Annotated in this window: 23 protein-coding genes and 1 pseudogene; 12 read left to right on the top strand and 12 right to left on the bottom strand. The window is 60.1% G+C overall.

Features of this window, described 5'->3' with window-relative positions; genetic code table 11:
* Positions 1 to 37: 37 nt before the first annotated feature.
* The 5 genes from DBR00_RS01510 to DBR00_RS01490 form a co-directional block, all read right to left on the bottom strand.
* Positions 38 to 574 (bottom strand): DUF1569 domain-containing protein, encoded by a 537-nt coding sequence (locus tag DBR00_RS01510; protein WP_108489702.1) that lies wholly within the window; start codon positions 572 to 574, stop codon positions 38 to 40.
* Positions 553 to 1,464: an alpha/beta fold hydrolase gene (locus DBR00_RS01505; RefSeq protein WP_108489703.1), complete on the bottom strand. Its 912-nt coding sequence runs from the start codon at positions 1,462 to 1,464 to the stop codon at positions 553 to 555. Before DBR00_RS01505 ends, DBR00_RS01510 begins: the two co-directional genes overlap by 22 nt.
* Entirely contained in the window at positions 1,461 to 2,243 is a 783-nt protein-coding gene (locus DBR00_RS01500) for a class II aldolase/adducin family protein (RefSeq protein WP_108489704.1), read from the bottom strand. The genes DBR00_RS01505 and DBR00_RS01500 overlap by 4 nt, the downstream gene beginning before the upstream one ends.
* Positions 2,244 to 2,342: 99 nt before the next feature.
* The gene (locus DBR00_RS01495) at positions 2,343 to 2,810 is read right to left on the bottom strand and encodes a cupin domain-containing protein (RefSeq protein ID WP_108489705.1); all 468 of its coding nucleotides are present in this window, start codon (positions 2,808 to 2,810) and stop codon (positions 2,343 to 2,345) included.
* Positions 2,810 to 3,262, bottom strand: coding sequence for a flavodoxin (locus tag DBR00_RS01490; RefSeq protein WP_108489706.1), 453 nt, complete (start codon positions 3,260 to 3,262; stop codon positions 2,810 to 2,812). The genes DBR00_RS01495 and DBR00_RS01490 overlap by 1 nt, the downstream gene beginning before the upstream one ends.
* Before the next feature lie 112 nt (positions 3,263 to 3,374).
* Between DBR00_RS01490 and DBR00_RS01485 the strand changes: the two genes are divergently transcribed.
* Positions 3,375 to 3,836 carry a PAS domain-containing protein gene (locus DBR00_RS01485; RefSeq protein WP_108489707.1) on the top strand — a complete coding sequence of 154 codons (462 nt, stop codon included), beginning with the start codon at positions 3,375 to 3,377 and terminating at the stop codon, positions 3,834 to 3,836.
* 51 nt (positions 3,837 to 3,887) lie between these two features.
* Positions 3,888 to 4,499 carry a hypothetical protein gene (locus tag DBR00_RS01480; protein WP_108489708.1) on the top strand — a complete coding sequence of 204 codons (612 nt, stop codon included), beginning with the start codon at positions 3,888 to 3,890 and terminating at the stop codon, positions 4,497 to 4,499.
* A gap of 142 nt (positions 4,500 to 4,641) precedes the next feature.
* On the opposite strand, the gene DBR00_RS01475 is transcribed toward DBR00_RS01480, so the two are convergent.
* Together DBR00_RS01475 and DBR00_RS01470 are read right to left on the bottom strand one after the other, a co-directional pair.
* Positions 4,642 to 6,420: an acyl-CoA dehydrogenase C-terminal domain-containing protein gene (locus tag DBR00_RS01475; protein WP_108489709.1), complete on the bottom strand. Its 1,779-nt coding sequence runs from the start codon at positions 6,418 to 6,420 to the stop codon at positions 4,642 to 4,644.
* Between the two features lie 202 nt (positions 6,421 to 6,622).
* Positions 6,623 to 7,576, bottom strand: a complete 954-nt coding sequence (locus tag DBR00_RS01470; protein WP_108489710.1) for a MerR family transcriptional regulator — start codon at positions 7,574 to 7,576, stop codon at positions 6,623 to 6,625.
* 91 nt (positions 7,577 to 7,667) lie between these two features.
* Between DBR00_RS01470 and DBR00_RS01465 the strand changes: the two genes are divergently transcribed.
* Positions 7,668 to 8,090: a thiol-disulfide oxidoreductase DCC family protein gene (locus DBR00_RS01465; protein WP_108489711.1), complete on the top strand. Its 423-nt coding sequence runs from the start codon at positions 7,668 to 7,670 to the stop codon at positions 8,088 to 8,090.
* Positions 8,091 to 8,094: 4 nt separating this feature from the next.
* On the opposite strand, the gene DBR00_RS01460 is transcribed toward DBR00_RS01465, so the two are convergent.
* A complete protein-coding gene (locus DBR00_RS01460; protein WP_146180653.1) occupies positions 8,095 to 8,391 on the bottom strand; it encodes a hypothetical protein in 297 nt (98 codons plus the stop codon).
* A 263-nt stretch (positions 8,392 to 8,654) separates the two neighbouring features.
* Here DBR00_RS01460 and folM point away from each other — a divergent pair, with 263 nt between their 5' ends.
* The 6 genes from folM (at position 8,655) to DBR00_RS01430 (ending at position 11,873) form a co-directional block, all read left to right on the top strand.
* Positions 8,655 to 9,365, top strand: a complete 711-nt coding sequence (folM, locus tag DBR00_RS01455) for a dihydromonapterin reductase (RefSeq protein ID WP_108489713.1) — start codon at positions 8,655 to 8,657, stop codon at positions 9,363 to 9,365.
* Between the two features lie 22 nt (positions 9,366 to 9,387).
* Positions 9,388 to 9,948, top strand: a complete 561-nt coding sequence (gene folE / locus DBR00_RS01450; protein WP_108489714.1) for a GTP cyclohydrolase I FolE — start codon at positions 9,388 to 9,390, stop codon at positions 9,946 to 9,948.
* Complete coding sequence (gene folX, locus DBR00_RS01445; RefSeq protein ID WP_108489715.1) at positions 9,948 to 10,319, top strand: dihydroneopterin triphosphate 2'-epimerase; 372 nt, start codon at positions 9,948 to 9,950, stop codon at positions 10,317 to 10,319. Before folE ends, folX begins: the two co-directional genes overlap by 1 nt.
* A gap of 101 nt (positions 10,320 to 10,420) precedes the next feature.
* A complete protein-coding gene (locus tag DBR00_RS01440) occupies positions 10,421 to 10,714 on the top strand; it encodes a DUF1244 domain-containing protein (RefSeq protein ID WP_108489716.1) in 294 nt (97 codons plus the stop codon).
* Entirely contained in the window at positions 10,711 to 11,055 is a 345-nt protein-coding gene (locus DBR00_RS01435) for a HopJ type III effector protein (protein ID WP_108489717.1), read from the top strand. The genes DBR00_RS01440 and DBR00_RS01435 overlap by 4 nt, the downstream gene beginning before the upstream one ends.
* Positions 11,056 to 11,285: 230 nt before the next feature.
* The gene (locus DBR00_RS01430; protein WP_108489718.1) at positions 11,286 to 11,873 is read left to right on the top strand and encodes a putative glycolipid-binding domain-containing protein; all 588 of its coding nucleotides are present in this window, start codon (positions 11,286 to 11,288) and stop codon (positions 11,871 to 11,873) included.
* 482 nt (positions 11,874 to 12,355) lie between these two features.
* Here the strand turns inward: DBR00_RS01430 and DBR00_RS01425 are convergent.
* The 3 genes and pseudogenes from DBR00_RS01425 to trxB all read right to left on the bottom strand — a co-directional run bounded on the left by DBR00_RS01425 (position 12,356) and on the right by trxB (position 15,242).
* Positions 12,356 to 13,621, bottom strand: a pseudogene (locus tag DBR00_RS01425) (OmpP1/FadL family transporter).
* Between the two features lie 165 nt (positions 13,622 to 13,786).
* Entirely contained in the window at positions 13,787 to 14,086 is a 300-nt protein-coding gene (locus DBR00_RS01420; protein WP_108489719.1) for a metalloregulator ArsR/SmtB family transcription factor, read from the bottom strand.
* A 208-nt stretch (positions 14,087 to 14,294) separates the two neighbouring features.
* A complete protein-coding gene (gene trxB, locus DBR00_RS01415; protein ID WP_108489720.1) occupies positions 14,295 to 15,242 on the bottom strand; it encodes a thioredoxin-disulfide reductase in 948 nt (315 codons plus the stop codon).
* A gap of 269 nt (positions 15,243 to 15,511) precedes the next feature.
* Between trxB and cysZ the strand changes: the two genes are divergently transcribed.
* Positions 15,512 to 16,264 (top strand): sulfate transporter CysZ, encoded by a 753-nt coding sequence (gene cysZ / locus DBR00_RS01410; RefSeq protein ID WP_108489721.1) that lies wholly within the window; start codon positions 15,512 to 15,514, stop codon positions 16,262 to 16,264.
* A 16-nt stretch (positions 16,265 to 16,280) separates the two neighbouring features.
* Here cysZ and DBR00_RS01405 read toward each other — a convergent pair whose 3' ends face one another.
* Entirely contained in the window at positions 16,281 to 17,390 is a 1,110-nt protein-coding gene (locus DBR00_RS01405; RefSeq protein WP_108489722.1) for an SRPBCC family protein, read from the bottom strand.
* Between the two features lie 82 nt (positions 17,391 to 17,472).
* Here DBR00_RS01405 and DBR00_RS01400 point away from each other — a divergent pair, with 82 nt between their 5' ends.
* Positions 17,473 to 18,375 (top strand): LysR family transcriptional regulator, encoded by a 903-nt coding sequence (locus tag DBR00_RS01400; RefSeq protein ID WP_108489723.1) that lies wholly within the window; start codon positions 17,473 to 17,475, stop codon positions 18,373 to 18,375.
* Positions 18,376 to 18,433: 58 nt separating this feature from the next.
* A complete protein-coding gene (locus DBR00_RS01395) occupies positions 18,434 to 19,612 on the top strand; it encodes a glycosyltransferase family 1 protein (RefSeq protein WP_108489724.1) in 1,179 nt (392 codons plus the stop codon).
* Positions 19,613 to 19,621: the final 9 nt, after the last annotated feature.

The following is a 19,621-nucleotide window of genomic DNA, read 5'->3' as shown; positions in this document are numbered from 1 at the left end:
GCGGCGCTTCAGCGGCGAATGCTCAGGGGCTTCTGTTTCAGGCAGTGGCGATACGGATCAGACTCATGTGGTTGTACAGGTGCAGCACATGCGCTTGCGCGTAGTCGGCATGGCTGAGCGCGCCATAGGCGAAATGCGGTTGCAGTTCGCCTTGGTATGCGGCGAAATCGCTGAAGGCTTGCTGTAAACGCTGCAGCGCCTGGGCCAATGTGGCCGGCGAATTGAGCGCTGCGGCACCGGGGATGGCCTCATTCAGCGGATGGCGCATCGCTCCGCGCGCAGCAAACACGCTAAAGGCCAGCGGGCCGACGCTGCTGCGGAACCAACCGGGCTTGAGCTCGGGATAACCGCTGATGGAGTACTCGATGCTCTGCGCACAATGGTTGAACACCTCAGCCGGGCTCCAGCCTTTTACGCTCGACAGCGGTTTATCAACCAGCCCGGCCAACACCTGCTGCGCGCCTTCCAGGCTCAGGGCAGCGGGTGCCTCGCCACTGGGTAATGCCCAAAAGCCTGCGCCCAGAGCCGCCACACCGCCGAGGGCGGCACCTTTCAGAACTGTGCGTCGTTGCATCGTTTGGCCTCCAGCCGTTCACGGAATTGCAGGTAATGCGCCAGCACCTGATCCGGTGCTTCGGTCTGCGGGTAATGGCCGATCTGCTCCAGCAGCACAGTGTCCGGCTTGGCAATCAGCTCACGGTAACGCGCCACCATATGCGCCCCGGAAATCGGGTCGACTGCGCCATCGATCACCCGCATCGGCACCACCGTGGCCTGCATCGCGGCTACCCAACGATCACGGTTGACGCGGCGCTCGGGCATGTAGCGGATCAAGCGGTGCATCACCGCAGGACCATTATGGGCGGCAATCAGGCTCCAGAAATCATCCAGCTCGCGGGCGCTTGGCTGGGTCTGCGGGCCGAATACCTTGGCAAAACTCTGCGCCAGTTTCTGACGACTGAACAGCCGGCCGATCAGCGGGCCGATGGGGCTGAGCAGCAGCTTCTGCACCAGCACCGGATGATGAGTTTCCGGAAACAGCCCACCATTGAGAAACACACAGCTGGCCAGCGCGACACGCCCATCCTGATGCCGTGCCAGCAGTTCTTGCGCCACACTGTCGCCGTAGTCGTGGGCCAGCACATGCACTGGCTGACCAATCCCCAGATGCACCAGCAGCGCCTGTTGCAGATCAGCCTGTTCCAGCAGGCTGTAGGCATGTCCACGGGGTTTGGCCGAGTCGCCAAAGCCGAGCATGTCGCAAGCAATCAGCCGGTAACGCGCGGCCAGCGGCGCCCACAGGTAATGCCAGTCCCAACTGGCGGTGGGAAAGCCATGGATCAGCAGCAACGGCTCGGCAGCGGGGTCGCCCGCCATCCAGTAGCGAATAGGCTGACCGTTAAAGCTGAAGTCACGCCCCTGAGCGCGCCAGGCTTCAAGGGCGATACCGGGCAGCGCACTCATGCGGCGTAACCTGGCATCTGTTGATCCAGCTTGCGCAGCAGCGCCGGCCACGGCAAAGCGCCGCCCATGCCCTGCGGACTTTTCATCACGCCGGCAATCATCGCCCGGGCACCGTCGAGGACCTGTTGCGGGATATGGATCAGCTCCGCCCCGCCACTCTGCGCCATCACCTGAATCTCACAGGCGCGCTGCAGGGTGAACATGCCGAGGAAGGCATCGGCAATGCTGCCGAAAGCGGTGAGCAAGCCATGGTTGGGCAGGATCATAAAGTTCTTATCGCCCAGGTCCGCCTGCAGCCGCGACTTCTCGTCATGGTTCAGTGCCACACCTTCATAGCCGTGATAGGCCAGGCTGGCGAGAACGAACAGCGACTGCTGCGACAGTGGCAGCAAACCCTGCTTCTGCGCCGAAACGGCAATCCCCTGCGGGGTGTGGATATGCAGCACGCAACCAACATCGTGGCGCACCTCGTGCACGGCGCTGTGGATGGTGTAGCCGGCGGGGTTGATGTCGAACGGGCTGTCCATCAGCTTGTTGCCGGCCAGGTCGATCTTCACCAGGCTGGAGGCAGTGATCTCATGGAACATCAACCCGTAGGGGTTGATCAGGAAATCTTCGCTGCCAGGAATCTTCGCCGAGATGTGGGTGAAGATCAGATCATCCCAGCCATACAGGGCAATCAGCCGGTAGCAGGCGGCCAGGTCTACGCGGGTCTGCCACTCGGCTGCGGAAACCTGATCCTTGAGGCTGACAACAGGCAGTGCGTGGGCAACGGTCATGATGAATTCCTCGGCTTTTGTTATTGAAGTGCCCAGGAGTCTAGCGAGGGATGCCGCAAAGGTGAGTCGCTCTGGCGGCCAGCGTGGTGGCCTTGCAGGTCAAACCAGTTCGGGATGCAGCTGCGCGAGCAGGGGCCAGTCGCGCCGGGCCTGTGGGTCATCGCTGAGCAGCTGAAAGCCGGTAAAGTCGAAACCCGGCGTCACCGTGCAGCCCACCAGGGTAAACGCCCCGGTGCTGCGCGCCGCCTGCCAGGCATGCGCCGGCACCAGGCGCTGCGGCAATTGGCCAATGGCCACCGGCCCCAGGCGCGCGCACCGCACGGCATCGGGCTGCGCGGCCAGCAGCAGCTCCAGCGGCGCACCTTCATAGAAATGCCAGAGCTCGTCGGCATCCACCCGGTGCCAGCGGCTAACCGCGCCGGCGGGCAACAGAAAGATAATCGCCGTGGCGCACAGACGGCCGCCGTCCAGCTGCGCAGACGACTCGTACAGGCGGCGGTAATAACCACCCTCCGGATGCGCCTGCAGCTGCAGCGCCGTGATCAGTTCCTGCGCGCGCGGGTGCATCAACCTTGCAACGCCACGATAAAGTCCGCCAGCCAAGGCTCGGCGTCGGCTTCCGGGGTCACGCTTTCGCTGCTGTCCAGGCGCAGCATCGGCTGCACCTCACGAATGCCCAGCTCGGCATACAGCTCGCGCACCCGCTCGCCGCCGCCGCAGAAGGTATCGCCATAGCTGGAGTCGCCGAGGGCAATCACCCCGCCCGGCAGGCCGCTCCACGCCGGCAGATGATCACGGATGGCGTAGTACAACGGCTGCAGGTTATCCGGCAATTCGCCCATGCCAGTAGTCGAGGTCACAGCCAGAAAGGCTTCAGGAGCAAACGCCTGAAAATCCGCCAGACTGGCGCGCGGGTTGTGCCAGGCCTCATGGCCGGCGGCCTTGAGCAGACGCTCGGCGTGGCGGGCAACTTCCTCGGCAGTGCCGTACACCGAGCCGGAAAGAATGGCGATTTTCATGCAGAACTCCGAAACAGTCAGAACCAAATCGATAAGCCCGGCATTATGCCGCAAGTAGACAGCCCGCCCGGATGTTTTAGAATGCAGCCGACATAGACTGGGAAATCGCCTCATGATCAACGCCAAACTGCTGCAACTGGTGATCAACGCCTCCAACGACGGCATCGTGGTGGCCGAACAGGAAGGTGATGACAACATCCTGATCTATGCCAACCCCGCCTTCGAAAAGCTCACCGGCTACGCCAGCGAAGACATTCTCTATCAGGATTGCCGTTTCCTGCAGGCCGGCGACCGCGATCAGGCCGGGCTGGATGCCATCCGTGAGGCGGTCAAAGCCCACCGCCCCTGCCGGCAGATCATCCGCAACTACCGCAAGGACGGCAGCGTGTTCTGGAACGAGCTGTCGATCACCCCGGTGGTCAATGAGGCTGATCAGCTGACCTACTACATCGGCATCCAGAAGAACGTCACCGAGCAGGTCGAAGCGCAGGAGCGGGTCAAGCAACTGGAGGCTGAGATGGCCGTCCTCAAGGCCGAACTGGCACGCCTGCAGGCGACGACCGGCAGTAACTAATCCCCAGAGCAGCGGTCACAACAGCTTCAGAGCTTGATACAGACCGCCCCCATGCAAGAACAGGCACTCCTGACCCAGGCAGAACTGGCGTTTATCCGCCAGCTGCATCAACCCGGCACCACCGAGCAGCGCAGCCAACCGCGCCTGCCAGTAGACCTCGGCAAACAACTCAGCGAACTGCTGTCGCACTGCGCAGCCAATGAACAGCTGAGCCTGCATGCGCATATCGCCAATCAGCACCTGACCTTTGACCTGCGCCTCAGCCAGGACGAACAAAACGCGCCCTGCCTGCAACTCAGCGCCCCGCAGATTTTCGATGAAGGTGAAATCAACCGCGCCTGGCGCTCGCCCCTGCCCGAACCGATACCGCTGCATACGCCAAGTACACAACCGAGCGATCTATGGATTCACCAGCTGTCGATGAATGGCGCGCTGGTTGAACACCGTGGCACCGGCCAGCCACCTAGGCGTTTTCGGCGCATCCTGCCGGTAGGCGAACACCGCCCGGTTGCCGTGACCGGAACCTTCGTACGCGCCACCGAAGACGGCCTGCTGGCCTACCAGCTGCATACCCTCGACCGGCATAGCGACGAGCAGTTACGCCAGTTCATCTATCAGCAGCACCTGCAGCAGGAACAACGCCAGCAGGCCCGGAACGGCTAAACGCCCAAAGCAGAATGGCAGGCAAAAAAAGACCCGCAATCAGCGCGGGCCTAAGGTGCAGGCGAAGCGCCTGCAGCAGGGATAAAAAAATCCGATAACCGAAAATGGGCGGAACTGATGGCTACCGGATTGCGCAGTCGATTCAGGCAGCAAACTCCTCATCACTGAAGGCCATCAGGGTGGCTTTGCCGGCCTTGACCTCAGCCAACAGGCTGTCGGTTTCAGTCAGGATGCGGGCCATAAAGAAGTCAGCGGATTTAAGCTTGGCGCCGTAGAACAGGGTTTCCGTGCTGCCGGCCGCCAACCTGGCCTTGGCCACCGCAGCCATGCGCGCCCACATCCAGGCCAGGCTGGTCAGGGCAAACAGACGCAGATAAGGCGTGGCCGCCGCACCGGCCTGCTCGGGGTCTTTCATGCCTTCGCTGGCAATCCACAGCGTGGCTTGTTGCAATTGTTTAAGCGCTGCACCCACGGCAGGCACATGCTCTGCCTCGGCATTGGCCTTGAGCCAGCCTTCAATCAGGGCAAAGTAATTACGCACGGCACGGCCGCCCCCTAGCCCCAGCTTGCGGCCAACCAGGTCAAGCGCCTGAATACCATTGGTGCCTTCATAGATGCGGGTAATCCGTGAATCGCGCACCAGTTGCTCAATGCCCCAGTCTTCAGTGAAGCCGGAACCACCCAGCACCTGCAGGCCTTCGTTGGCGCAGTTGAAGCCTTCGTCAGTCAGGAAGGCCTTGACCACCGGCGTCAGCAACTGCACCAGATCATCCGCCTGCTGGCGTACCGCAGGGTCTTCGTGATCATGGCCAACGTCTTCATGCAAGCCGGTGAAATAAGCCAGCGCGCGACAACCTTCGATCATCACTTTCTGCCGCAGGAGCATGCGGCGCACATCGGGGTGCACGATGATCGGATCGGCGGGTTTGTCCGCCGCTTTCGGGCCAGATAGTGAGCGACTCTGCAAGCGTTCCTTGGCGAAACCGAGACTGACCTGATAGGCAGTTTCAGCAATGCCGAGGCCCTGCATGCCAACCATCAGACGCGCCGAGTTCATCATGGTGAACATGCATTTGAGCCCCTTGTTCGGCTCGCCGATCAACCAGCCTTGAGCGCCCTCGAAGTTCATCACACACGTGGCCGAACCCTTGATGCCCATCTTATGTTCCAGGCCACCACAGAACGCCGGATTACGGCTGCCGTCTGCAAGGAACTTGGGCACCAGAAACAGCGAAATACCTTTCACGCTGTCCGGTGCATCAGGCAGTTTGGCCAGTACCAAGTGCAAGATGTTGTCGGCCAGATCATGTTCACCGCCAGTAATCCAGATTTTGGTGCCGCTGATGGCATAGCTGCCGTCCGCCTGCGGTACAGCACGGGTACGAATCAAGCCCAGATCGGTGCCGCACTGCGGCTCTGTCAGGCACATGGTGCCGGTCCACTCGCCACTGATCAGTTTCGGCAGATAGCGCTCCTGCAGGTCGCGCGCGCCGTGAGCGGTCAGCGCATTGATCGCACCGTGGGTCAGCCCTGGGTACATGCCCAGCGAGAGATTGGCCGAGCAGACCATCTCTTCAACCATCATGTTCAGCACGTGGGGCAAGCCCTGGCCGCCAAACTCCGGGGTACACGCCAGCGCGGTCCAGCCACCTTCGGCAAACTGCTGATAGGCCGCCCGAAAACCCTCTGGGGTTTTTACTGATTTACTCTGCGGATCATATGCGCAGCCTTGCTTGTCACCTGAGCCATTCAATGGGGCCAGCACGTTCTCCGCCAATTTGGCGGCTTCTTCCAGAATGGCGCCACCGAGGTCGTTTCCGAACTCGCGCTGACTAGGCAGCGACTGCAAGGTGGCATAAGCGTCGAGCACCTCGTCAAAAACGAAACGCATGTCACGAAGGGGTGCGCGGTATTGGGTCATGTCGCTGAGTCCTCAAGCTGTACAAGTGGATGCAAGCTATACACAAACAAACAATGTATAGCTTTTGTACAGACAAAAATCTCAAGCAGCAAGCTTTTCTTGTACAAGATGTACAAGTATAAAATTTCCGCGACCGGCAGTACGCACAGCGAGGCACAACCGTAAAGGCTGCGGCTGGGGTTTCAGAGCATTGACGAAGGGTTCAGGTATCCAGGTGACCCGCCAGGAATTGCTGCAGGCGCCGCTGCATCAGACGACCTTCATTGCCCAGACATGCAATCGGGGAACCCCTCAGGCTTTCCTCGGCCAGATCGGCGCCGTCACCCGCCATCACCAGTGGACAAGCCAGCGCCAGCGCCAGACGTGACAATACTTTGGGCAAGTCATCGCTGGGCGGTTGATTGGAGAACAGCACCAAGGCCTGGGGCTGCATTTTCTCGCAGATCAGGGTCAGCTCCTCCAGCGGCTGACCAAGACCCAGCACGCTGACGGCCGTATCAGCATTACTCAGCAGCAAGCCGGCGACCAGTAACTCCAGTTCACGACAGTGTCCGGGCAAGGCCGCGAGCAATACGCGATCTTCAACCTGGGTACGCAGTGCCTGCAAACGTTGCAGTGCACGTGCCCGAAGAAATGTGTCGAGAAACAGCCATTCGCTGGCCTGACCGTATTCATCCTGACGTAACAGCAACTCCTGCCAGAGCGGCATCAGGATGTCCTGAAACACCACTGGCAGCGGGTAACTGGAAAAAATCTGCCCGTACAGACGATCCAGGCGCAGCTCATCGAAGGCACTGATGGCTCGGCGCAACTGGGTCTGCCACTCCCCCCACTCGCCGGCGCTGACCTCTTCATAGATCGGCGAACTGGCAGCCTTGATAGGAGCGCTTTTGGCCAAAATCTTGCCAACTTTACTGACCGCCACACCGCGCTCAATCCACGCCAGAATATTGCGCACGGCTTCAATTTCAGCCTGGGAATAAAGACGATGACCGCTGTCAGTGCGGGTTGGCTGAATCAGACCATAGCGCCGCTCCCAGGCCCGCAGGGTCACCGGGTTGACGCCCGTAAGGCGCGCCACTTCGCGTATGGGAAAGAGCTCCTCCTGCTTGAGGGCACTCGAAACGAGAGACGACGCACCAACGAGATCGGACATGGGCGGAGGTTTCATAGGAAAAAGGGTGCGCGCATTGTAACTCAGCTATTAACGGCATACTTTGTACAAAACCTATACAAAGGCCTAGACAATGAACAAGCAACCGGTGTGGCCACTGACCCTTTACTACGACGGCGACTGTCCGCTCTGCGCACGTGAAATCCACATGCTGCGCCAACACGCCTGCGTAGAGCGCCTTTGCCTGGTCGACATCAGCCTGGCCGATTTCCACCCCGAAACCATCGGGCAAACTCGATCAGCCCTGCAAAACCGTCTGCACGCACGCTTCGCCGACGGCCACTGGGTCACAGGTCTGGATGCCACGCTATGGAGTTGGCGCGCCGCCGGCCTTGGCCGCTGGGCCACGCCCCTGACCTGGCCAGCATTACGCCCCCTTCTGGAACTGGCCTATCGACTGTTCTGCCAACTGCGCCCCCACCTCGGCTGGCTGCCACACCCCGACGGCAGCCAACGCTGCCGTAAGCAACAGTGCGACAGCACATCCACGCGCTGACGGGCTAGCGCAGGCGTAACCAAAGCCCAGGATCGGCCTCAAGCAATACAGGGCGACCGATGATTTCATCGTGACTTTCCGGCTGGAATAACAATACCTGACGCACCCCGCACCGCCGTAAACGCATCTTGAGTAGCGCCAGGTTGGGCCACAGCGACCGTCCAACGGCGTAATCCAGCATGCGTGCAGACCCGGCCCGACTGACGACACGCACCTGATAGCCACAGCAACGTAGCGTCAACACTTCAACATGCCGCACGCGTCCGCAGATCAGCGCCACACTCAGTTGCCAAGACTTCATCACCCACATACCTGTACAAGAAAACCAATCTTGTACACGATAAAAACAATTTTATTGAGCCTACCCCCGAAAAAAAATATCGATACAACCCAATGAATTAGGGTGGAAAGCCATAAACAGCCAGTACCCTCACTCCCCACATGGTTGTACAAAGCCTATTGCTGGTATAACTTTACTCTTGGTTCAGTCGAGGCCGCGCCCTACTGGTCAGGTAACCCGGCGCAGCGTCGCTGGACCCACCCCTTATTTCCGTCGAGTCGATCATGAGCGCCAGCGCCGCCCCTATTCTGATAACCGGAGCCAGCCAGCGCATTGGTCTGTATTGCGCCGAACGCCTGCTGGATGACGGTCATGCAGTGATCATCACCTACCGCAACGAGCGCGACAGCCTCCAAGCACTAAGGCAGCGTGGCGCCTTGACCCTGCAGGCAGACTTTGCCAGCGAAGCCGGCATACTGGCATTTATCGAACGACTCAAGCGCCACACCGACAGCCTGCGCGCCATCGTGCACAACGCCTCCGACTGGCTGATTGAAACACCGGGAGAAGAAGCAGCCGCCTTCCAGCAGCTGTTCAGTGTGCACATGCTTGCGCCGTACCTGATCAACCTGCACTGCGCAACATTGCTGCACCACTCGACGCCCGCCGATATCGTGCATATCAGTGATGACGTGGCGCGCAAGGGCAGCGCCAACAGGCCGGCCTACTGCGCCAGCAAGGCCGGACTGGACAGTTTGACCCTATCGTTTGCTGCGCGTTTTGCCCCGCAGATCAAGGTCAACGGCATTGCCCCAGCACTGATCATGTTCAATCCGGATGATGACCCCGACTACCGCAGTAAAACCCTGAGCAAATCGGCATTGGGCATCGAACCCGGGCCACAGGTGATCTACCAAAGCTTGCGCTACCTGCTTGATAACCCCTACGTAACCGGCACAACTCTTACTGTCAACGGCGGCCGCCATCTCAAATGAACCCGGCCGCGAGGACCTTGCAATGACCCCTGAACTGCCCGATCACTACCGTGAAATTCTTCTTGGCGTCGGTGAAAACCCAGAACGCGAAGGCCTGCTGGACACGCCGAAACGTGCCGCTAAGGCCATGCAATACCTGTGCAACGGTTACCACAAGAGCCTGGACGAAGTGGTCAACGGCGCACTGTTCGAGTCCGATAACGATGAGATGGTGATCGTTCGCGATATCGAGCTGTACTCATTGTGCGAGCACCATATGCTGCCGTTTATCGGTAAGGCTCACGTCGCCTACATTCCTACCGGCAAGGTGCTCGGCCTGTCCAAAGTAGCGCGCATTGTCGACATGTACGCGCGGCGCCTGCAGATTCAGGAAAACCTCACCAAGCAGATCGCCGACGCGATCCAGCAGGTGACCAACGCTGCTGGCGTAGCCGTGGTGGTAGAAGCCAAGCACATGTGCATGATGATGCGCGGCGTGGAAAAGCAGAACTCGGTGATGACCTCCTCGGTGATGCTTGGAGCCTTCCGCGAATCCTGCAACACTCGCCACGAATTCCTGCAACTGATCGGACGGAGCAAGTAATGCCGAGACTGGAACCTGGGATGGCGCGCATCCGCGTCAAGGATCTGCGCCTGCGCACCTACATCGGCATCAAGGAAGAGGAAATCAACAACAAGCAGGACGTGTTGATCAACCTCACCATCCTCTACCCTGCCGCTGACGCCGTGCGTGACAACGATATCGACCACGCGCTGAACTATCGCACCATCACCAAGGCGGTGATTCGCCACGTTGAAGAAAACCGTTTCGCCCTGCTGGAGCGTATGACCCAGGAAATTCTCGACCTGGTCATGACCAATCCCGACGTGCGCTACGCCGAGGTGGAAGTGGACAAACTGCACGCCCTGCGCTTTGCCGAATCGGTGTCGATCACCCTCGCCGGCCACCGCTAGCCGATTCCCGGCGCGTCCTGCGCCGGGGCCGTTGCCGCCAGACGGGCATGCTTCTATCATCGCCGCCAACGTCTCCTCGCCTGCAATCAGAGAGCATCGCCATGACCGAGCAAGAACGTCTCGAACTTGAAGCCGCCGCCTTTCGCAGCCTGGTGCAACACCTGCGTTCCCGCCCCGATGTACAGAACATCGACATGATGAACCTTGCCGGCTTCTGCCGTAACTGCCTGTCCAAGTGGTTCAAAGCCGCAGCCGACGATATCGGCGTTGCCATCACCCCGGATGAAGCCCGTGAAGAGGTTTATGGCATGCCCTATGCCGAGTGGAAAGCCAAATACCAGAAGGAAGCCAGCGCCGAGCAGCAAGCCGCCTTCGATAAAGGAAAACCCGCATGAGCCGTCTGATCGAGTTTCGCGCCAAGCTGCGCAATGAACACTTTACCTTCGCTGAAACCCTGGCATTTATTGCCGAGCACTACCAGTACCAACCAAGCGCATTCAGCAACGGTGATGTACACAACGCAGCCGGACAAAACGAAGGGTCATGCAAGACACTGGGGCTGGCGATCCTTGAAAACCTGAGCCTGGAAGAAGCCCTGCTGTGCTTCGGCGAGCATTACCGCAGCGTGCTGGCCACGCCAAGCGGCAACGACCATGGCAATATCCGCGCACTGATGAGCACAGGCCTGCCAGGCGTGCGTTTCGAACACGCCTCTCTGCGCCACAAGGCAGTATAAATATCTGCCCCATAGTAGCCAGAAGCCATCTTCTGCCGTCATACAGCATCTGCAAGCCATTGCCGGGTCATAAAACGTGCAATTGTCGGCAAAGGCTGACAGACACCACACGTGAATCACTCTAAGCTGCGCGCCATGAGACGAACGAGAACACCAGGGAAGGTGGTCCGTATAGTGTTATGGCCGCTCTTCCCAGGTTCACGCCCCTTACCTGGCTTGGAGTCGCTTTTATGCAGCAGACCCTGGTATGGAAACCCTGGTACAACCCTGGCGTGGAGAATCTGCGCCTGAACATTGATGAGCATGGCATCAACGCCACCAGCCATCTGATGCAAAGCCTGCGCGGCAATAGCATCGCCGCTACCTATGTCATCAACTGCGACCCGCGCTGGCGCTTTCGTCACCTGTGGCTGAAAGTGGACAACCATGGTCAACGCAGCCTCAATCTGAGGCGTGATATTCGAGGCAACTGGTTTCACAACGGCGAACCTCGCCCCGATCTCAGTGAATGTCAGCAAATCATGCTGTCCGACTCACCCTTTACCCACACCCCAGCCCTGCAACGCTGCGCGCTGGAAACCGGCCAGAGTGAATCGTTACAGGTGGCCTATATCGACTTGCTGACCCTCAAGGTGGAAGCCCGCAGCCAGCGCTACCAGCGCCTGCGCGAAGAAGGCGGAAGAACCCTGTATCGTTGCGAAGCACAGGGCAGCAAGAGCCAGGAGCTGACCGTTGACGAGCACGCGCTATTGGTCAAAGCCAGCGATCAGTTTTTGCGGCTGAGTTCGCGGGACTTGAAGCTGAACACCTGGGTATAAGCCGAACGCAGAATGGAAAAGCCTTGAACCCATCGAGGCTTTGGATCGTGGACAATCACTATCCATACACTGAAAACACCATACCCAAGCACTCAGACCCTCACGTCAGCGCGCCAAGGGTCCTGGCTCCCGCCAGACTCCAATCCAGGCTGGCGTCCAACACTCACGCTGACTGATCAAAAAGACACTCTGCCCTGTTCTGGCACGTCGCCCCTCGGACCGCGACCTGCATGAGACCCCGCGTATGGCTCCCGACTGCTCGGTAAATCCCGCTCATCATGCGTTCCTAGGGCTCAACCCGCACTGTCGGCGCTGACCCATACAGCAACACCAAGACGCAGCAATGCGCATCACCCAGATACTGGACAATGGTATGCAGCAACGAGTGGTCGTCGTAGGCTTTCCAGGTGGCGTAATTCAACGGGTCAGATGCACCACCCGTACGTGCGTTGGCACGCTGGGCACGGGGGAGTGAATGGTGATCAGAGCTTCCAGGCGTAAGCGACACCCAGAATGTTCTGACTCATTTTCAGGTTGGCTTCACCGCCGCCAAAGGCTGCCGGAATGGAGCCATTACCGTTGACCGTTTCCTCGAAACCGTGGGTGTAGGCCAGGCTCAGTTCTCCGTCCGCGGACGGCGCCCAGGTCAGGCCGACACTTAGGTGATGCTGAATGACGCCCGGAGCAAGAATGTTGAGGAACGTCTGATCTTTCTGCACTGGCTGACTGGCATGACTGATACCGCCGCGCAGGGTCAACTCGGGACTCAGGGCATAGCTGGCTGCCAGTTTGTACACGGTGACGTCCTGCCAGCCAAAACCCGGACCATTCTTCGCGCCGAAGTTGTTACCGGCAAATACCGACTGGATATCAAACTCGCTGGCCACGGAGCGCACGCTACCGTATTTGATTTCCTGCACGTCAGCGGCAAGCGTCAATGCCGGCGTGACCTTGTATGCCAACCCAACACCGTAGTTTTCCGGGATATCAAAACTGCCGCCGTCGGCAAACAGCCCGGCATAACGGTCGAACGCCTGGGCTTTGATCTTCGATGACCAGGCCTAGCCCAGTGTCAGGTCGTCACTCAGTTGCCCTTGCCATCCCAGGCGCCCCCCCCAGCCCGTGGACGTTTCATGATCACGTTCATTGAGGTTCCCGGCATCACTGGAGAAAAACGGATTGGCAAATGCACTCAGGCCCTTGGCGGCAAAGCGCTGATACACAAAGTTGACACCCACACCGATGGATTGACGCTCGGTGAACTTGTAAGCCAGCGATGGCGTGATGAACAACTGCGCAAGATCGACCCCGGCACTGCCAGTGCTGCCAAATGCACCATAAGGGTTCTTCTTGTAATCGGTGTTCATCCCGCCATTGCCGTATACCGCAACGCCAACACCCAATCGGTCATTCAGCTGTTTGCTATAGCCAGCCTCCGGCAAGAGGAAATACTTCTTCTCGTTACCGTCATATTTGCCGTTGGCACCAAAGCCGTTGCCTTCAATCTCGGCACTGCGGTCTGGCGAAAACAACGTTGCACCAATATCCAGTCGATCCCCCACCCAAACTGTGCCAGCCGGGTTGTTGGCCGCAGCCAGCGCATCCTGCGGCTGTGCAATACTAACGCCCGCCTGCCCCTGCGCCTTGATGCCATAACCGTGCACGAAGTAACCGTTGGTCGCGCCTGCCTGAGTGCTGACTGCGCCACCCAACGCAACCAGTGAGGCGAGTAAAACCTTGTTTTTCATTATTCCTGCTCCCAATGCCAAGGCCGGGCTGGCCTGCCAGGAAGCAACAATTAAACAAAATACATATTGTTTAATAATAATAAAAACCAATATATTTATACGAACACGGAATAACAACCTAGACGCAGTCAATCTGCAGCCTGGGCGTTGCGTGAAAAGCGTGGATCAGGGTTTTGGGCAGTAAAGCTCGTAAAGGGTGCCCAGTAGCTGCATAACTTTCATGTCTTTGACGGAGTAGAAGATCCGCTTGCCCTCGCGACGGGTATCAACCAACCCTTCGGAACGCAACACCCCCAGTTGCTGGGAGAGATTAGGCTGCTGAATCCCGAGCAGCTCTTCCAACTCACCAACTGAGCGCTCGCCTTGACTCAACTGACAGAGCAGCATTAATCGGTCCGGATGGCTCAGAGAGCGCAAAGTACTTGCAGCCTCAGTGGCTGCCGAGCGCATCAACTGAATATCCATTGGTACGTGAGCTTCTCGCTGATCAGGTTGGGGGACAGTATAAGAAAATTAACTTCTTTTCTAAAAAATCATCGTCACAACACGCAGGCGTGCACGGCGGTCACGAACCTGCGCGATTTTCCATGACTGGCCCCGTCGGGGCCAGCAGCAGAATGGCGTTCTCGTGCATTAATTGTATCCGGTCACAATCTGTTGCCTTACTCGTCATTTACTGACCGTCGAGATAACGCTCCACATCCAGCGCAGCCATGCAGCCGGCACCGGCCGAGGTGATGGCCTGGCGGTAAACGTGGTCAGCCACATCACCGGCAGCAAACACGCCGGGAATGCTGGTAGCAGTGGCATTGCCTTCGCGACCGCCGTTGACCACCAGATAGCCATCCTTGAGCGCCAGCTGCCCCTCGAACAACGAGGTGTTCGGCGTGTGGCCAATGGCGACGAACAGACCATCGACGCTCAGCTCATCGAAGCTGCCATCGTTGTTCTTCACCCGCACCCCCGTCACGCCCATGCTGTTGCCGAGCACTTCATCCACCTCGGCGTTGAGCTTGAGCACGATCTTGCCTTCGGCGACCCGCGCCAGCAGCTTGTCCTGCAAGATCTTCTCGGCGCGGAAGGTTTCGCGGCGGTGCACCAGGGTTACCTTGCTGGCGATATTGGCCAGGTACAGCGCCTCCTCCACCGCCGTATTGCCGCCACCGACCACCGCGACTTCACGGTTGCGGTAGAAGAAACCATCGCACGTGGCGCATGCGGAGACACCCTTGCCCATAAAACTTTCTTCGCTGGGCAAGCCCAGGTAACGGGCGCTGGCACCGGTAGCGATGATCAACGCATCACAGCTGTAGGTGCCGCTGTCGCCGACCAGGGTGAACGGCTTGCCGGCCAGGTCCACAGCATTGATATGGTCATAGACGATCTCCGTCTCGAAACGCTCGGCATGCTCCTGCATACGTTGCATCAGCGCAGGCCCAGTCAGGCCATGCACATCACCGGGCCAGTTATCCACCTCGGTGGTCGTGGTCAGTTGGCCGCCGGCCTGCAGGCCGGTAATCAGCAAGGGCTTGAGATTCGCACGCGCGGCATAAACCGCCGCACTGTAGCCGGCAGGGCCGGAGCCCAGAATGATTACGCGGGCATGACGATCAGCAGACATCAACAGCTCCTCCCGGCAATGCCGGCAGCAATAAAAAGGGACTTTCGCGAGGACCTAGGGGAAGGCAGTAAGGTCGAAAGCCCCACAAAGGGATGCCGCGCAGCCTATGCCTGCCCGACGCACGGCGGAAATATGCTTTGCCAATACCTTGTATAGGCAAGCGCTATGACACCGACAGACAATCGTTAGCGCCCGTTGCAGAGGCTTTCACCTGCCACACAAAGCCGGTAAGGTCGGCGCGACTTCAACCTCTCCTGGAGACGCCTCCCATGCACGCGCCCGTGCTGACCGGCCCGCAATACCTCAGCGAAGGCCTGAAACTGGTCCTTAGCCCCGGCCTGCGGCTGTTTGTGCTGCTGCCGCTGACGATCAACCTGATCCTGTTTACTGCGCTGATTGTGGTCTCCATGCAGCAGTTCAGTGGCTGGGTCGAGACCTTTATGCCCAGCCTGCCGAGTTGGCTGAGCTTTCTTGAATACGTGCTGTGGCCATTGTTTGTGGTGCTGGTACTGCTGATGGTGTTTTTCACCTTCACCCTGCTGGCCAATATCATTGCCGCGCCGTTTAACGGTTTTCTCGCTGAGAAGGTCGAAGTCGTGGTGCGCGGCCAGGATGATTTTCCGCCCTTCAGCCTGGCTGAACTGACCGCCATGGTGCCGCGCACCCTGAGCCGCGAGATGCGCAAGCTGGGCTACTTTCTGCCGCGCGCCATTGGCCTGCTAATCCTGAGTTTTATCCCGGTGGTCAACCTGATCGCCGCACCACTGTGGCTGCTGTTTGGCGTGTGGATGATGGCGATTCAGTACATCGACTACCCGGCGGACAACAACAAGATGAGCTGGGACGACATGCTCGCCTGGCTGCGGGAGAAGCGCTGGCAGAGCCTGGGCTTTGGCGGCATCACCTACGCCGCCCTGCTGGTGCCGGGGCTGAATATCCTGATGATGCCGGCAGCCGTGGCCGGCGCCACGGTGTTCTGGGTGCGTGAGCGTCAGGAACAGGCGCTGACGCCCGCCCCCTGAGTCATCACCCCGCAGGTTAGCTGCGCTCCAGTACCACGCGCAGCGCCTGCATTGAGGCCTGGGATTCGCGCTCAATGCGCCGGCTTAGCAGCAGACGATTGGCCAAACGCATCAGCACACCGTCGAAGCCGTATTCCAGAGTGCGGACAAACTCGCAACCGCCCTCTACCTCCACACATTCATAAGTCAGCAGCAGCGCCAGACCGTGATCACCACGAGCGCTGGCCTGCCAGCGACGCGCCGGCTGGTAGTCGAGTACATCCCAGCGCAGATGCCCGGCGCGGCCACCGGCGTGAATGTCTTCCTCAAATACCTCACCGGCGAGCAACGCGCCCTCGCGGCCGTAGATGCGCAACGAGGATGGATGCCATTCGGGCCAATGCGCCGGCGCAGCGGCATAACTCAGCACGTCATCCGCCGGGCGGGTGAGGCGAATGCGATGCTGCTGGCGGTTCTGCTGGTACGTCGGCTCTGGTTCCCAGTGCAGGGTGCCGTACAACCAGTCCATCAATGGATGGACGATGCCAAAGTTGCGCGCATGCATCAGCTCACGGCGATGGTGCAGCGCATGCAGGCGGCGCATCTGGCGAATCCACGGCAACCGCGCGACGGGGTGCTCGGCCGGTAGATGCTCGCAGGCGTGCACCACTTCATAGCTCATATACCCCAGCAGCATGCTGCCGGCGAACAGCGCCGCCAAGTTGCCGTCGAGGTGCGCCAGCACCCACCAGATACCCAGCAGCGGCAGGCTGTAGAGCACGATCAGCCAGGCCGGAAAGAGGATCACCCGCCAATCACGCGGTGTCTCGTAGCGCATCTGGCCTTCGACGAAAAAGCTGTGGTGATCACCCGTGTGACGCTTGTAGAACAGCTGGCCGAAGCGCGTCTTGTTGTGCCCCAGGCGCTTGTGCACCTGATACTCGCCCCAGCTGAAGAACACCAGAGTCAGCGGTACCAGCAGCCACTGCCAGGGCGCCACTGCGTCCAGCGTGCGCCACAGCAGGCCGATGCAGGTCAGGCCGTAGGCCAGCACAAAGGCGGCATGCAGCCAGGGGTTGTACAGCGGGTGGATGGCATCCCGATAACGTGTGCGGAAAGCCTGGGCATTGTCATTGTTATAGGCCACGGCATAACTCCTGTGCAGATTGACAGCAGTCTAGGCGCGGCCAGATCATTCCGATAATGGATATTCAGAAAGAGCATTATTCTTGATAACGAATTTGCGTCAGCTCGACCTCAATCTGCTGCTGGTTTTCGATGCACTGATGCAGGAAGGCAACCTGACCCGCGCCGCCGAACGCCTGCACCTGAGCCAGTCGACGGTGAGCAACGCCCTCGCCCGCCTGCGTCAGCAACTCGGTGAAGAGCTGTTTCTGCGCACCGCCCGGGGCCTGACGCCCACCGCCCGCGCCCAGGCTTTGTATCTGCCGGTACGCCAGGCTTTGCGCCTGCTGCAGACCGGCCTGGGCCCGGCCGAGCCGTTTGATCCACAAACGCCACACGCCTTCAGCCTGTCCCTGAATGACTACGCGCAAGCTGCGCTGCTGCCCATATTGCAGGCACACCTGGCACGCAGCGCCGCGCAGGTCGAGCTGCTGGTGCAAGCCGATGAGGCCGACAGCCTGGTGCAGCGCCTGGAAAGCGGTGCGCTGGACCTGGCTATCGATTACCTGCACTTCGACTCACCCGACCTGCATTACGCGCCGCTGCGCGAAGAACCGCTGGTGGCCATCGGCCGCGCCGGCCACCCGGCCTTTATCGGCGGGCTGAGCCTGGAGGATTACCAGCAGGCGCGACATATCACGGTAACGCCGCGCGCCGGACGTGGCTCGCCGCTGGAGATCGTCCTCGGCTCGGCCAGGGTGCGCCGGCAGGCGGCGCTGCATTTGCCCAACTACCTGCCGATCCCGGCCATCGTCGCCCAGACCGACCTGCTCGGCACCGTGCCCGCGCGTCTGGCCGAAGCCTTCGCTCCGGTGCATGCGCTGGAAATCGCGCCGCTGCCCTTCGATATGCCACCGGTGCAGGTCAGCCTGATCTGGCATCAGCAACAGCACCTCGACCCGGCGCACGCCTGGCTGCGCCAACAGCTGATCGAACTGCTCGACTGAAATACAAACGCAACCAAAGCGTCACAGTCATTACATAGCGGCAGCGGACACTGCTGCCATGAGCACAGCTTCCCTGCATATCGCGCTGATCAGCGAAACCTTCCCGCCGGAAATCAACGGCGTGGCCAACACCCTCGGGCGCCTGGTCGACGGCTTGCGTGGCCGTGGCCATCGCGTGCAACTGGTGCGTCCGCGGCAGAACGTAGACCCACGCGGCGCGGCCGATCAGGACCTGCTGCTGACCCGTGGCTGGCCGCTGCCCGGCTACCCCGGTTTGCAGTGGGGCCAGTCGTCGGTGCACAAGCTGCTGCGCAACTGGCAACGACAGCGCCCGGATGTGCTGTATATCGCCACCGAAGGGCCGCTGGGCCTGTCCGCCTTGCGCGCAGCGCGGCGCTTGCGGATCCCGGTAGTCAGCGGTTTTCACACCAACTTCCAGCAGTACACCGGGCATTACGGCTTTGGTCTGTTAACCCGCCTTTTGACCAATTACCTGCGCTGGTTCCACAACCGCTCGCAGATGACCCTGGTGCCCAGCGTCAGTCAGCAAATCGAGCTGCACCGCCGTGGTTTCGACAACCTGGAACTGCTTTCGCGGGGCGTCGACAGCCAGCTGTTCCACCCGGCCAAACGCTGCGCAACCCTGCGCGAGCGCTGGGGCCTGGCAGAACAGGACATCGCCATCCTGCATGTCGGCCGCCTGGCGGTGGAAAAGAACCTGGCCTTGCTCAGCAAGAGCTTTCAAGCGCTGCAACAGGCGCACCCGCAGCGGCGGCTGAAACTGATTGTGGTCGGCGATGGCCCACAACGCGCCAACCTGCAGCAACTGCTGCCGGATGCGGTGTTCTGCGGCCTGCAGCGCGGCGAAGCGCTGGCCGCGCATTACGCCTCGGGCGATCTGTTCGTGTTTCCCAGCCTCTCGGAAACCTTCGGCAATGTGGTGCTCGAAGCCCTGGCTTCAGGCCTTGGCGTGGTGGCGTTTGATCAAGCGGCGGCCGCACAGCATATCCGCCACGGGCATAACGGCGCGTTGGCGGTGGCCGAGGACGAACAAGGCTTTATCGACGCCGCCAGCTGGTTGCTGACCGACCACGAAGGCCTGCGCCGGGTGCGCCTGAATGCGCGACTGCATGCCTCTCGCCAGGGCTGGCCGGCGATTGTCGAGCTGTTCGAGCAGCAGCTGCGCAGCGCCATGCAACCTGTGCAAGCGTTACCAGCCGGCAGAACGCAACATTAAAAGAGGAAC

It is taken from the genome of Pseudomonas sp. HMWF032 (genome assembly GCF_003060885.1).
In the GTDB taxonomy this organism is placed as follows: domain Bacteria; phylum Pseudomonadota; class Gammaproteobacteria; order Pseudomonadales; family Pseudomonadaceae; genus Aquipseudomonas.
The sequence above is the reverse complement of the archived record's forward strand: the minus strand, read 5'-3'. Positions and strand labels throughout refer to the sequence as shown.

Coding starts and splice junctions, on each gene's coding strand:
- DBR00_RS01510 (WP_108489702.1), bottom strand. CDS start 574: ATGCAACGACGCACAGTTCTGAAAGGTGCCGCCCTCGGCGGTGTGGCG.
- DBR00_RS01505 (WP_108489703.1), bottom strand. CDS start 1,464: ATGAGTGCGCTGCCCGGTATCGCCCTTGAAGCCTGGCGCGCTCAGGGG.
- DBR00_RS01500 (WP_108489704.1), bottom strand. CDS start 2,243: ATGACCGTTGCCCACGCACTGCCTGTTGTCAGCCTCAAGGATCAGGTT.
- DBR00_RS01495 (WP_108489705.1), bottom strand. CDS start 2,810: ATGCACCCGCGCGCGCAGGAACTGATCACGGCGCTGCAGCTGCAGGCG.
- DBR00_RS01490 (WP_108489706.1), bottom strand. CDS start 3,262: ATGAAAATCGCCATTCTTTCCGGCTCGGTGTACGGCACTGCCGAGGAA.
- DBR00_RS01485 (WP_108489707.1), top strand. CDS start 3,375: ATGATCAACGCCAAACTGCTGCAACTGGTGATCAACGCCTCCAACGAC.
- DBR00_RS01480 (WP_108489708.1), top strand. CDS start 3,888: ATGCAAGAACAGGCACTCCTGACCCAGGCAGAACTGGCGTTTATCCGC.
- DBR00_RS01475 (WP_108489709.1), bottom strand. CDS start 6,420: ATGACCCAATACCGCGCACCCCTTCGTGACATGCGTTTCGTTTTTGAC.
- DBR00_RS01470 (WP_108489710.1), bottom strand. CDS start 7,576: ATGTCCGATCTCGTTGGTGCGTCGTCTCTCGTTTCGAGTGCCCTCAAG.
- DBR00_RS01465 (WP_108489711.1), top strand. CDS start 7,668: ATGAACAAGCAACCGGTGTGGCCACTGACCCTTTACTACGACGGCGAC.
- DBR00_RS01460 (WP_146180653.1), bottom strand. CDS start 8,391: ATGAAGTCTTGGCAACTGAGTGTGGCGCTGATCTGCGGACGCGTGCGG.
- folM (WP_108489713.1), top strand. CDS start 8,655: ATGAGCGCCAGCGCCGCCCCTATTCTGATAACCGGAGCCAGCCAGCGC.
- folE (WP_108489714.1), top strand. CDS start 9,388: ATGACCCCTGAACTGCCCGATCACTACCGTGAAATTCTTCTTGGCGTC.
- folX (WP_108489715.1), top strand. CDS start 9,948: ATGCCGAGACTGGAACCTGGGATGGCGCGCATCCGCGTCAAGGATCTG.
- DBR00_RS01440 (WP_108489716.1), top strand. CDS start 10,421: ATGACCGAGCAAGAACGTCTCGAACTTGAAGCCGCCGCCTTTCGCAGC.
- DBR00_RS01435 (WP_108489717.1), top strand. CDS start 10,711: ATGAGCCGTCTGATCGAGTTTCGCGCCAAGCTGCGCAATGAACACTTT.
- DBR00_RS01430 (WP_108489718.1), top strand. CDS start 11,286: ATGCAGCAGACCCTGGTATGGAAACCCTGGTACAACCCTGGCGTGGAG.
- DBR00_RS01420 (WP_108489719.1), bottom strand. CDS start 14,086: ATGGATATTCAGTTGATGCGCTCGGCAGCCACTGAGGCTGCAAGTACT.
- trxB (WP_108489720.1), bottom strand. CDS start 15,242: ATGTCTGCTGATCGTCATGCCCGCGTAATCATTCTGGGCTCCGGCCCT.
- cysZ (WP_108489721.1), top strand. CDS start 15,512: ATGCACGCGCCCGTGCTGACCGGCCCGCAATACCTCAGCGAAGGCCTG.
- DBR00_RS01395 (WP_108489724.1), top strand. CDS start 18,434: ATGAGCACAGCTTCCCTGCATATCGCGCTGATCAGCGAAACCTTCCCG.